Here is a 12,499-nt window from a genome sequence, read left to right as displayed (position 1 = left end):
AGCGGCTTCATATAAGTAATGAAAAAATTGAAACTATTTTGCTATCATTTTTATGAATTCATCAAAGAGATATGCAGTATCTCCCGGCCCTGGCGACGCCTCCGGGTGGAACTGCACCGTAAACAAGGGGGCATTTTTATATCTCAGTCCTTCAATTGTGCCGTCATTCATATTAATATGGCTTATTTCCATTATTTCCGGGTCAAGTGATTCCTTCACTATGGTGTAGCCGTGGTTCTGGGAGGTGATGTAGGTCATGTCCTTATCAAGGTCCTTGACGGGATGATTGCAGCCCCTGTGCCCATATTTGAGCTTTTCGGTATTGGCCCCGTTGGCAAGTGCTGTAAGCTGATGTCCAAGGCATATTCCGAATATGGGCTTTTTGCCTATCAGCTTTTTTATATTTTCTATCTGGAACCCGCAGTCCTTCGGATCTCCCGGGCCGTTTGACAGCATTATTCCGTCAGGCTCCACAGCCAGCACCTCTTCTGCCGTGGCTGTGCACGGAAACACATATACATTACAGTTTCTCTTTTGCAGCGATCTGACTATATTTTTCTTCAGACCATAGTCCAGCAGGGCGATTGTATAGCCTTCTCCGCTGCCGCCGTAGTGCTTTACCTCAGGAGTAGTTACCTGAAGAACAGGATTGCTTATGGTATATTTTTTTACCTCTTGTATTTTTTCTTCAATTTCCTCAAGGGTATCACCGGTGACGATGGTTCCCTTCATTGTACCCCTGTCTCTCAATATAATGGTCAGGGCCCGTGTATCTATGCCTTCAAGACCGATTATTTCATTTCTTTTCAGATATTCATTGAGTGATTCTATGGATCTCCAATTACTTGGAGTCTTGCAAAGCTCCCTTACGATAAACCCCTTTACCTGTGGTCTCAGAGATTCGATATCGTCAATATTCACCCCGTAGTTGCCTATCAGCGGATAAGTCATGCATACAATCTGTCCGCAATAGGAGGGGTCGGTCAACACCTCCTGGTAGCCTGTCATTCCGGTGTTGAAAACTACTTCTCCAACAACCCCGCCTTCCATTCCAAAGCTGTTTCCCTCAAAAACCGTTCCATCCTCGAGTAGCAAAAAGGCCTTCATTATTTATCCTCCTAAGTCATTATGGCTATGCCGCAAAGCGGCCTTAATTATTGAAATTTATCTTTGCGCCAGCGCATTGTTAAGGTCTTCCTTCATCCTTATAACTTCGGCTCTTGCCGCATCAGCAAACCCTTCCGGGCTGTACTGGTCCTTCCAGCTTTCCGACGTGTATGCACACATGACACTTCTTGAGGCATTTACAATTGCCCCCAGACCGTCAGGATTGAAGCTGTTTACGCAGTCCCGTGCAGTTCCGCCCTGGGCGCCGTAGCCGGGTACTAAAATATATGCATGCTTCATAATTGAGCGCAACAGCTTGGCCTGGTTTGGATAGGTTGCTCCAACCACCGCTCCCACACTGCTGTAGCCGTATTGACCTTTTACATTCTTACCCCATTCATTGACATAAGACGCCATTATTTCATAGATGCTCCTGCAATCCTGAGTTACCAGGTCCTGCAGTTGTCCAGAAGACTTATTGGAGGTTTTTACAAGTACGAATATCCCCTTTTGGTGGCGGGCGCAATCGTCTATAAAGGGCTTTATTCCATCCACTCCCAGATATGGACTGACGGTAAGGGCATCCACGTCAAATGCCTTTTCCTTTATCTCATTTTCAAGGACCGTCTCACCAAGAAATGCCTTTGAATAGGCTTCCGCAGTGGTGCCTATGTCGTTCCGCTTTCCGTCGGCTATGACCAGCAAGCCCTTGCTTTTTGCATATTTGCAGGTTTCGTCAAAAGCTATCATTCCCTCTGTGCCATACATTTCATAATATGCAAGCTGAGGCTTTACAGCCGGTATCTGGTCGTGAACCGCATCCAGGAGCTGCTTGTTAAACTGCAATATGGCCTGAGCAGCACCTTTCAAGGTTACGCCATATTCCTTGAAGGCCTTTTCCCTGATAAAAGCGGGCACATATTCAAGCTTGGGATCCAGACCGACAACTGTAGGATTGTTCTTTTCCTTTATACTCTCAATAAGTCTGTCGATAAACATACTAGCCTCCATTTCACGTGCCGGGCACGTATACAAAATAGTAGTTGATTTGAAGTTATGGCGGATTACCCTTTTTTATACTATCTGACCGGCTCTTACTACCGGATTGCCGCCTACTATGGTATATTGCGGCTGTCCATAGAGCTCATAGCCGTGGAAGGGCGAATTTTTGCTCTTTGATTCAAGCCTGGTTATATCTACAGTAAATTTTTCATCAATATTGAAAATCATAAGGTCCGCACTGAAGCCAACTTCTATTGTTCCCTTATTCAACCCCAGCATTTTGGCCGGATTTAAACACATTTTGCTCACAAGCTGCCGCAGGCTCAGATGTCCGGGCTTCACAAGACAGGTTATTGCCAGAGGAAATGCTGTTTCAAAGCCTACCATGCCGTTTGCCGCTTGCTTGAATTCAACATTTTTTTCATCCAGATGGTGGGGGGCATGGTCCGTTGAGATAATATCTATGGTTCCGTCTTTCAAGCCCTCTATTATGGCGTCAACATCCTTTTGGGTCCTTAAGGGCGGGTTTACCTTTGCATTTGTATTGAAGCCTTCACAGGCCATATCGGTAAGTGAGAAGTAATGCGGACAGGTTTCTGCGGTTACGCTTACTCCTCTTCTTTTTGCATTTCTTATGAGGTCTACCCCCAGTTCGGTGCTCACATGCGCTATGTGTACAGTGGCCCTGGTGTATTCAGCAAGTATTAAATCCCTTGCTATCATCACTTCCTCGGCAGGCGCCGGATTTCCCTTCAGGCCAAGTATTGAAGAATAATAGCCTTCGTTCATGAGGCCTTCGTCCACCAGGTCCAAATCCTCGCAGTGGGATATTATGGTGATATCGAACATGGAGGCATACTGCAGGGCTTTTTTCATCAGTGAAGAGTTGTTAACAGGTCTTCCGTCATCTGAAAGGGCAACTGCTCCGGCGAATTTCAGCTCGCCTATTTCACTGAGTTCCTCTCCCTTAAGCCCTTTTGACAGGGCTCCGATGGGGTATACGTTAACCATCCCGTCAGACTTTGCTTTATTTATAACATATTTTATCATTGCTTCATTATCAAGCACAGGACTGGTATTGGGCATACAGGCTACAGAGGTAAATCCGCCCTTGGCTGCACTTCTGGTGCCTGATTCAATATCCTCCTTGTACTCCTGCCCGGGGTCTCTCAAATGGCAGTGTGCATCAACCAGCCCCGGTACAACATACATTCCCTCTGCCTCAATAATTTCACAGCCTGTGGAATCTATCCGGTCTCCTATTTCAATTATCTGGCCGTCCTCCACCAGTATATCGGTTACCTTGTCCAGGCCGCTTTTAGCATCTATCACATGCCCGTTCCTAATCAATAATTTCATTTGCTGCTCCCCTCCTGGTCAATAAATATAGTAAAGCCATTCTTATTGCCACACCGTTGGTAACCTGTTCATTTATGGCGGACTGTTCTCCGTCCATAACCGCAGAGGAAAGCTCAACCCCTCTGTTAACAGGTCCGGGATGCATCACCAGAGCATCTTCCCTTGCCAGCTTCAACCTTTTATCATCCAGCCCGAAAAATCTTGAATACTCTCTTATTGACGGGAACAACCCCTTCTTTTGCCGTTCAAGCTGGATTCTCAGCCCCATTACTACATCAGCATCCAGTATTGCCTCCTGCACCGTGCTGAATACATTGACTCCCAGCTTTTCCATGCCCGGAGGAATCAATGTGGCAGGGCCTGATACGTTAACCTCCGCACCCATTTTTGTAAGCCCCCATATATTGCTCCTGGCCACACGGCTGTGGAGTATATCTCCGATTATGGCTACCTTCAGGCCCTTCAGGCTGCCTTTTTTCTCAACCATTGTAAACATGTCCAGCAATGCCTGTGTAGGATGCTCGTTCATACCGTCTCCTGCATTTATGACGGAGGATTTCACGTTTTTTGCCAGCAGGTGGGGTGCTCCCGACATGGGATGTCTCATTATTATGACGTCCGAACCCATACTGTCTATGGTCTTGCCTGTATCAATCAAAGTCTCACCCTTTTGCACACTGCTGCTGGAAGCTGAAATATTGGCGGCATTTCCCCCCATGTATTTTGCGGCAAGCTCAAAGGAAAGCCTTGTTCTCGTGCTGTTTTCATAGAATAGTGTAATTATTGATTTCCCTTGAAGATGGGCGGTTTTCTTATTGTTTGAACTAAGAATATATTTCATAGTTTTTGCAGTGTTGAGGATATATTCTATCTCTTCTGCGGTAATATCCCTCAAGCCCAGCAAATCTTTAGATTTTAGGTTCATACTTATTCTCCGTTTCCTCTTCCTTATTCCTTGTTGGATATGGTAACACTGTTCTCTCCGTCTATTTCCAGCACATTGACATGTACTATTTCACTTCTTGAGGTGGGGACGTTTTTACCCACATAATCAGCTCTTATGGGCAGCTCCCGGTGGCCTCTGTCTATGAGCACGGCAAGCTGTATCATCTGCGGTCTGTTGATATCCATTATGGCATCAATTGCCGCTCTGACCGTTCTGCCGGTATAAATAACATCGTCCACCAGAACGACTTTTTTATTTGCTATGTCAAAGTTTATTTCAGTTCCGTTTATAACGGGATGCTCGCTCAGCAAACTCAGGTCATCACGGTAAAGGGTTATATCCAGTATGCCCACCGGAATTTCTCTGCTTTCAACGCTTTTGATTTTTTCAGCAATCCTTTGGGCAAGCGGCACACCTCTTCTTTGAATTCCAATCAATACGAGCTTTTCCACACCCTTGTTCTTTTCAATGATCTCATGAGAAATTCTAGTAATGGCTCTGCTTATTGCACTCTCGTCCATTATCTCCGTTTTTTGCATCCTGATCATCCTCTCTTTTATTAATTAAAATATATTAGTATCAATATTAACTATTTTACATTTACTCATTTACTGAAATTTTATTTATCCAAAACCTATTGAAGTATATTTAAACCTCAAATTAAACCTTCAATCAGCCCGAAACGTCAAAAAAGCTTCCTGCCCTAAGGCAAGAAGCTTAAACATATCAAAATATAACCCGGTTGATGAATACGGCTCTTACAGCTCATATGCATCCTAAGATTATAAAAAAGCATGCTAGTTTAATATCTCACCTTATAGCCTCACTGGACTAATTTAAAGGCAAACCACTTATTTCTTAAAATCATATCATATCAACGGGGTATTGTCCATACTTTTTAATTATACCAGCAGCAATATTTACTGCCCGTTTCCGGACAGCTCCGCTGCAAGCCTGGTAAAATATCCGGGCACCGGAGTCTCAAACTCCATCAGCTCACCGGTTGCAGGATGCTCAAAGGTAAGCCTTTTAGCATGCAGCACCTGTCCTCCAGTATCAAACCTCTGTTTTTTCCTGCCGTATATCTGGTCACCAATTACAGGGTGATTTATATATGCCATATGAACCCTTATCTGGTGTGTCCTGCCTGTTTCCAGCTTCAGTTCCAGGTATGTGGCAGAGGGAAATCTTTCAAGCACTTTGAAGTGGGTTACGGCATTCCTGCCTGACTTTGTATTTACGCTCATCTTCTTGCGTTCTACCGGATGCCTTCCAATAGGAGCATCAATTTTACCGTTGTTTTCATAAATAATACCTTCAACTAAAGCAATATACTCTCTTTTAATATCATGGGTCTTCAGCTTTTTTGAAAGAAATTCATGGGCGTGATTATTCTTTGCAACCACCAGAAGCCCGGAGGTATCCTTGTCGATTCTGTGGACAATCCCCGGCCTTATAACACCGTTTATATCCGACAGGCTGTCTCCGCAATGCTTCATCAGGGCATTTACAAGTGTTCCGGTGTAATTTCCCGCCGCGGGATGTACCACCATTCCCTTGGGCTTGTTTATGACTATAAGGTGCTCGTCTTCATAAACTATATCCAGAGGGATTTCTTCGGCAGCTACCTGCAGCACCTGGGCTTCCGGAATGTACGCAGTTATTTTGTCTCCTGTCTTAAGCTTGTAATTGGACTTTACCTGCTCCCCGTTAACTCTTATATTACCATCCTGGCAGAGTTTCTGTACAAATGATCTGGAGAAGCCCTCCAGCCTTACCGCCAGCCAGGCATCTATCCGTGCCGGGCTCTCATTGCATTCTATAGTTAGTTCCTTCAAATTTGCCTCCGTAAAAAAATTATTACTTGGTTAACTGATACTGCTCATTAAGTTACTTAACCAGCACTTAAAGAAGTAATTATTAATGGCCTGTTACTCCCGTACAAACTTACCTAAATGGTTTGCCCACAAAATAATTTGTTGAATTTGTAACGGTTCATCATAGATTATTTTATCGTCGCTCACATTCAGCATCCTTGCTTCATCGTTTCGCTAAAATCCTCATCCTGTGGATTTTACCATAAAATAACCTATGCCTCACCAACAAATTTAAACAAATATTTTTAACCAAGCAACCTATTCAAGCAAGTTGCACTCGCGTAGCAATACAATATATTCTTTCTCTTACTTAAAGTAATATAATTGTGCCAGCACCCATTTAAACCAGAATATAAATCACAAGTCATTATTTTGTGTCATCGTCCGCCTTCACAGCTTCAACCTTCGGTACTTCCTTATATATGAACAGGATATATATTGCCAGGAATATGGTTCCTACCACCACAAAGCAGTCCGCAACATTGAAGGTGGGAAACGCATAGCTTCCAAAGTGGAATTCCAGGAAGTCCACTACCTTTCCATCATTGAAGATTCTGTCATACAGGTTGCCCAGTGCTCCTGGAAGTATCAGGGCTATGGACAGCCTGAGAAATTTATTTTTGTTTTTCACCAGAAAGCCAATCATAAATAGTGCTATGACAGAAGTTATTATGATAAAAAATAATGTCTTACCCTGGAGGATGCTAAACGCCGCACCTTCATTTTCCAGATGCCTCAAATAAAAAAATTTATCAATTACCGTAACAGGATTTCCTTCTATTTTGTCCAGTACCCAAAGCTTGGACAATCTATCCAGTATAAATCCTGCTATAATTATTATTGCCCAGATCATATGTTTCCTCCGTCCGCCTTACGGCCTGATAATCAAGGTAAATACCACCTTGTTATGTCATTATATTTATACCACACATAGGGGTTTACCGCACCTCTTATATTTTTGCCGTACATCATGCTGTCATTTATAAAATATAAGCCTATATATGGACTTTCATCCACTACAGTATTTATGAGGCTTATAAAAAGGCTCTTTTGTGTTTCGGTATTGCTCTGTGTCAAAATCTGCTGGAGATACCCGTCTACCGCAGGATTGCTGTAACCTGCCACATTCAGACCCGACTGGATTTCAGCCGTAGAGTATGCAAATGATAAATCAGGTATTGAAGACACCTTGTAACCGGTTAATGCCAGATCATATGCCCCTGATTTCAAGGCATTTCTATAGTTTTCCCAGGACAGCTTCACTACCTGGACAGTTATTCCGCTTTTTCCAAGTTGCGAGGCAATCTCTGTGGCAGTATTGAATCTCAGGGCATTTCCGTCATTTACAATAAACTTTAAGGTTAAGGCCTTTTTACTTCCCTTTTTGACATACTTCTTTTTGGAGTCCAGCGAATAGCCGCTTTGTGTCATAAGTTCTTTGGCCTTGCCCACGGCATCCTTCTGTTCAAAATCCACCAGCTTGTAAACCCAGGAATTGGGAGTTACAGGTATTTCAGCCGGAACTGCAATTCCTGTTGCAGCATTGTCAACCAGTTGTTTCTTATCCAGCAGATAATTAAGTGCATTTCTAAGCCGTTTGTCCATCAATGGACCTTTCTTTATATTCAGAGTCAGAAATTCAAAATTCCTCCCCGAATATCTTTTCAAGTTTATGTCCGTCCTTCCGATATACTTCCTGTATTCGTTGTACTGCGCCGGAAGTACATCTATATCCCTGGCCTGAAAGGCCGAATAAGCATTGTTTGAATTATTGAATACCTTTATTTCAATGTTGGAAATATAGGGGGGCTTTATGGCATTATCCTTTTGGGCCGAATTGGGGCTAACCGCCGTATTGTACGCAGTCTGTCCCTCGCCCATTCCGCTTTCGGCATTCCACCATTCTTCATTGAGCTTGAGCCTGACTCCGTTCTTCTCGTCAAAGGAGTCGAAGCAATATGGTCCAGTACCCACAGGAGTAAGATTTGCCTTTGACTTTTTGTCCTCGAGCTTCTCATTTGCAAAAATATGCGCAGGAATAATAGGAAAGGTCAGTTCGTTTTTAATAAACGAATAGGGCTGTTTCATTTTAATAATTACCTTGTTTCCGCTGGCTGAAACCGCCTCTATATTTTGAACATTTTTTGAATAAACACTGTTAGTCTTGCTGTCCAGAAGGGTATTTACGGTGAATACCACATCTTCCGCCTTGAACGGCGCCTTGTCATGCCATTTGACATTTTCCTTCAAATCTATTGTCAGAGTTAATCCGTCGGAGGAAACTGCTGCTCCTTTTGCAAGCATCGGCAAAGGCTGCTGATCATAGTCGAGAGTGTACAGCCCTTCAAAAACAAGACCCAGAAAGTCCTGAACATATATGTTGCCGGTGGTGACAGGATTAAGAGTGTCCACCGGAGTTGTAAACAGCCTGACAGACCCTCCCTTGACAGGTCCTTTGTCAATAACGTCATACCTGTCTTCATATACATCTTCCTCTACAGTCCTGTTTTTTTCCAGATTCACTGTACAGGCACCGAGAAATATGCTCAGGGTCAAAAATATTAATAACAATATTCTAAAAGTTTTCTTCATCTGGTATTATTTCTCCTTCATGAAAAAGTCAATCATTACCGCGGCTGAAAGCTCACAGCCGGCGCTGGAAAACGGGTTGGTATGAAACCCCCAATTGACTTCGCTAAAAAGCACTTATTTCAGCATAACTATGGCGGCAAGGCTTCCTGTTTTTGTCTTGTCACCCCTGTAGGAAAAAAACATGTCATTATTGCATTTTGTACAAACGCCGCTGACAAGTATATTCGACGGATCAACACCTGCATCGGTGAGCTCCTGGCTGATTATCCCCTGCAAATCAATATAATATCTGCCGTTCTTTCTGTCTATATATCCATCACACCAGGGGTGTGCGTCAATAAACATTCCGTAGACCTCTTCTCCCACCTCAAAGCAGTTTTTGCAGATTGAGGGCCCCACAGCCACCTGCAGCTCCTTCATATCGCTATTGTATCTGCCCTTCATAACTTTCAGTGCTTCAAGAGATATATTCAAAAGGGTGCTCTTCCAGCCTGAATGGACCGAGGTTACGGCTTTTTTTACCGGGTCTAGTATGATTACGGGAACACAGTCCGCATAAAAGGTAACCAGCGGAATACCGGGTATATTTGTGGTAAGGCCGTCATAGCCGGTAATATTGCTTTCCCTGGTCAGGCCCTTTCCTGCATCCGCTTCTTCCACATACCATATCTTATTGTCATGTACCTGATTGGATAAAACCATTTTATCAAAATCCACGCCTATTGCCTCTGCAATAATATGATAATTGGCCAGCACATTTTCTTTCAGGTCATTCCTGTTGAAGCTCAGATTCAGAGAAGCGCACTCTCCTGTACTAACACCCCCAAGCCTTGTTGTAAAGCAGTGGGTCAACATACTATGGTATTTTTTCAGGTTGCTGAATTCTATATATTGCAGACTGTCCTTCTTGTGTACAATAATTTTGTCATTGCTATATACCATTGGCTTCTCCTGTCTTTGCAGATTATTTGCACTTATATGCAAGCTCTCTGCAGGTCATACACGTTCTATGAAAGCTGGTGCTCTTCAAAAAGCCTGCTTATTCTTTCAATTTTCAAAGCCTTCCCTGTTTTGTCGTCAACTTCAAGATAAATGGCGCAAAACTGAACTTTTCCCCTGGCGACCTCAAACTTCTGGGGCATCCGGTTAATGAACCTTTCAATTATCAGTTCCTTGTCAACCCCTATGACGCCTTCATAAGGACCCGTCATGCCGACATCGGAAATTATTGCGGTACCAAAGGGAAGTATTCTTTCATCTGCGGTCTGGACATGTGTGTGAGTGCCCGCAAGACAACAGACCTTCCCGTCCAGATACCACGCCAGGGCACACTTTTCAGAGGTGGCCTCAGCATGCATATCAACAAACACCACCTTGGTTCTGGACTTTATAAGCTCAAGTTCCCGGTCTGCGGCAAGAAAGGGGCAGTCTATACTGTCCATATACACTCTTCCCATCAGATTCAGTACTGCCAATTCCTTATCCGCAGACTTCAGTACCGTATAACCTCTTCCAGGCACATTGTGGGGGAAGTTGGCCGGTCTTACTATCCTGTCATCCGAGTCAATGAAATTCAGAATTTCTTTCTTGGACCAAGTGTGGTTACCCATGGTAATACAGTCCACGCCTGCCTTGTAAAGCTCTTGTGCAATTATATATGTTATGCCGCTGCCTGCGGCACAATTTTCTCCGTTTGCAATGCAAAAATCTATCTCAAGTTCCTTCCTCAATTTTGGTACACATTCTTTAACAGCTTTTCTTCCCGGGTTTCCATACACATCCCCTATAAAAAGTATTTTCAAAATATTTCCTCCAAAACTAGCATAATTATTAATTTGAATCTTCAGGTATTAAAAATATCAAGGTACTTGCATATAAATCTGTCAATATATTATTATACCAATAACAATTATAATACAAAAACTCATAAAAGGTTAGAGTTATTTTTATAAACAAAAAAGCGTGGTTTCCCACGCTTTTTTGTTTATAACCGGCCTAAAGCCGGTTCAATAATTACTTAGCATATTCAATAGCCCTTGTCTCCCTGAGCAGAGTTACTTTAATCTGTCCTGGGTACTCAAGTTCATCTTCAATCTTCTTAACTATTTCCCTTGCTTTTAGTACAATGTCCGCATCATTGACAACTTCAGGCTTAACCATAATCCTGATCTCTCTTCCGGCCTGAATTGCAAAACACTTCTCTACTCCTTCAAAGGAATTTGCAATTTCTTCAAGCTTTTCAAGACGCTTGATATAGGACTCAAGAGTTTCTCTTCTTGCTCCCGGTCTTGCGGCAGATATTGAATCCGCAGCCTGTACCAGAACAGAGACAACGCTTGTCGCCTCAACATCACCGTGGTGGGAGAGAATTGCATTTACAACATCTGCGCCTTCCTTGTACTTCTTTGCTACATCGGCACCAATTGTAACATGTGATCCCTCAACCTCGTGGTCGATGGCCTTACCTATGTCATGAAGCAAACCGGCTCTTTTTGCAAGAGGAACATCAACTCCCAGCTCAGCCGCCATTATGCCGGCCAAGTGTGAAACCTCTATTGAATGGTTAAGTACGTTTTGTCCATAACTGGTTCTGAATTTCAGTTTGCCAAGCAACCGGATAAGTTCCGGATGCAAACCATGCACACCTGTTTCAAATGCTGCGTTGTCACCCTCCTGACGAATGGTATTGTCAACTTCCTTCTTGGCTTTTTCTACCATTTCTTCAATCCTTGCAGGATGAATTCTTCCGTCAAGTATGAGTTTTTCCAGCGTTAACCTTGCAACCTCTCTGCGTATGGGGTCAAATCCTGACAATATAACCGCTTCCGGTGTATCATCTATAATCAGGTCAATTCCTGTCAAGGTCTCGAGAGTTCTGATATTTCTTCCCTCACGACCAATTATTCTACCCTTCATCTCATCATTAGGTAAAGGTACTACAGAAACTGTAGCTTCAGATACATGGTCAGCGGCACACTTTTGAATGGCTGTAGCCAGTATGTCCTTGGCCTTCCTGTCTGCTTCCTGTTTCGCATTAGCTTCAATTTCCTTAATAAGCGCAGCAGCTTCGTGTTTAACTTCATTTTCAATATTTCTGAGAAGGTACTCTTTTGCATCTTCAACAGATAAACCGGAGATTCTTTCAAGTTCCTCAGTCTGCTTTTTGACAAGCTCCTCTGAATGTCCCTGTAAAACCTCTATATCCTTGATTTTCTTGTTCAAGGCCTCGTCCTTCTGTTCAAGAGCCTCTACCTTCTTATCAAGGGTTTCTTCCTTCTGAACCAATCTTCTTTCCTGCCGTTGAAATTCATTTCGCCTGTCCTTGATATCTCTGTCAAGTTCAATCCTGCTCTTATGAATTTCCTCTTTAGCCTCCAGAAGTGCTTCTCTCTTCTTACCTTCGCCTTGCTTTAACGCTTCTCCAACTATTTTTTGAGCTTCCTGCTCAGCACTGCCGATAGCGGCCTCAGCTTGTTTCTTTCTGGCCTCAAAGCCTTTGTTAAAAGAGATTTTGAAAGATATAAATGAAGCAATTGCTGCGATAATCAATCCAACGCCTAACCCGGTTAAAATGCTTGTAAGTTCGATTGTTACACACCTCCTCCTTATTCAGTTT

11 protein-coding genes are annotated in these 12,499 nt (G+C 43.3%); all 11 read right to left on the bottom strand.

What is annotated here, in order from left to right:
* Positions 1–33 precede the first annotated feature (33 nt).
* A complete protein-coding gene (locus tag CLHUN_RS14000) occupies positions 34–1,107 on the bottom strand; it encodes a carbamoyl phosphate synthase small subunit (RefSeq protein ID WP_080065257.1) in 1,074 nt (357 codons plus the stop codon).
* Between the two features lie 57 nt (positions 1,108–1,164).
* On the bottom strand, positions 1,165–2,106 hold the full coding sequence (gene pyrF, locus CLHUN_RS13995; protein WP_080065256.1) for an orotidine-5'-phosphate decarboxylase: 942 nt from the start codon (positions 2,104–2,106) through the stop codon (positions 1,165–1,167).
* A gap of 75 nt (positions 2,107–2,181) precedes the next feature.
* Positions 2,182–3,468 carry a dihydroorotase gene (locus tag CLHUN_RS13990; protein ID WP_080065255.1) on the bottom strand — a complete coding sequence of 429 codons (1,287 nt, stop codon included), beginning with the start codon at positions 3,466–3,468 and terminating at the stop codon, positions 2,182–2,184.
* Positions 3,452–4,393 (bottom strand): aspartate carbamoyltransferase catalytic subunit, encoded by a 942-nt coding sequence (locus tag CLHUN_RS13985; protein ID WP_080065254.1) that lies wholly within the window; start codon positions 4,391–4,393, stop codon positions 3,452–3,454. The genes CLHUN_RS13990 and CLHUN_RS13985 overlap by 17 nt, the downstream gene beginning before the upstream one ends.
* A gap of 23 nt (positions 4,394–4,416) precedes the next feature.
* Positions 4,417–4,953, bottom strand: coding sequence for a bifunctional pyr operon transcriptional regulator/uracil phosphoribosyltransferase PyrR (gene pyrR / locus CLHUN_RS13980; RefSeq protein WP_080065253.1), 537 nt, complete (start codon positions 4,951–4,953; stop codon positions 4,417–4,419).
* Positions 4,954–5,334: 381 nt separating this feature from the next.
* Positions 5,335–6,252, bottom strand: coding sequence for an RluA family pseudouridine synthase (locus CLHUN_RS13975; RefSeq protein WP_080065252.1), 918 nt, complete (start codon positions 6,250–6,252; stop codon positions 5,335–5,337).
* A gap of 406 nt (positions 6,253–6,658) precedes the next feature.
* Positions 6,659–7,144: a signal peptidase II gene (gene lspA, locus CLHUN_RS13970; RefSeq protein WP_080065251.1), complete on the bottom strand. Its 486-nt coding sequence runs from the start codon at positions 7,142–7,144 to the stop codon at positions 6,659–6,661.
* A gap of 32 nt (positions 7,145–7,176) precedes the next feature.
* Positions 7,177–8,883, bottom strand: a complete 1,707-nt coding sequence (locus CLHUN_RS13965; protein ID WP_080065250.1) for a peptide ABC transporter substrate-binding protein — start codon at positions 8,881–8,883, stop codon at positions 7,177–7,179.
* Positions 8,884–8,997: 114 nt separating this feature from the next.
* Positions 8,998–9,825 (bottom strand): peptidoglycan editing factor PgeF, encoded by an 828-nt coding sequence (pgeF, locus tag CLHUN_RS13960; RefSeq protein ID WP_080065249.1) that lies wholly within the window; start codon positions 9,823–9,825, stop codon positions 8,998–9,000.
* A 65-nt stretch (positions 9,826–9,890) separates the two neighbouring features.
* On the bottom strand, positions 9,891–10,685 hold the full coding sequence (locus CLHUN_RS13955) for a TIGR00282 family metallophosphoesterase (protein ID WP_080065248.1): 795 nt from the start codon (positions 10,683–10,685) through the stop codon (positions 9,891–9,893).
* Between the two features lie 211 nt (positions 10,686–10,896).
* A complete protein-coding gene (rny, locus tag CLHUN_RS13950; protein WP_479692030.1) occupies positions 10,897–12,432 on the bottom strand; it encodes a ribonuclease Y in 1,536 nt (511 codons plus the stop codon).
* Positions 12,433–12,499: the final 67 nt, after the last annotated feature.

Source organism: Ruminiclostridium hungatei, from assembly GCF_002051585.1.
In the GTDB taxonomy this organism is placed as follows: Bacteria; Bacillota; Clostridia; order Acetivibrionales; family DSM-1351; genus Ruminiclostridium; species Ruminiclostridium hungatei.
Note: the sequence above shows the minus strand (reverse complement) of the source record. Positions and strands in the feature narration are given on the sequence as shown.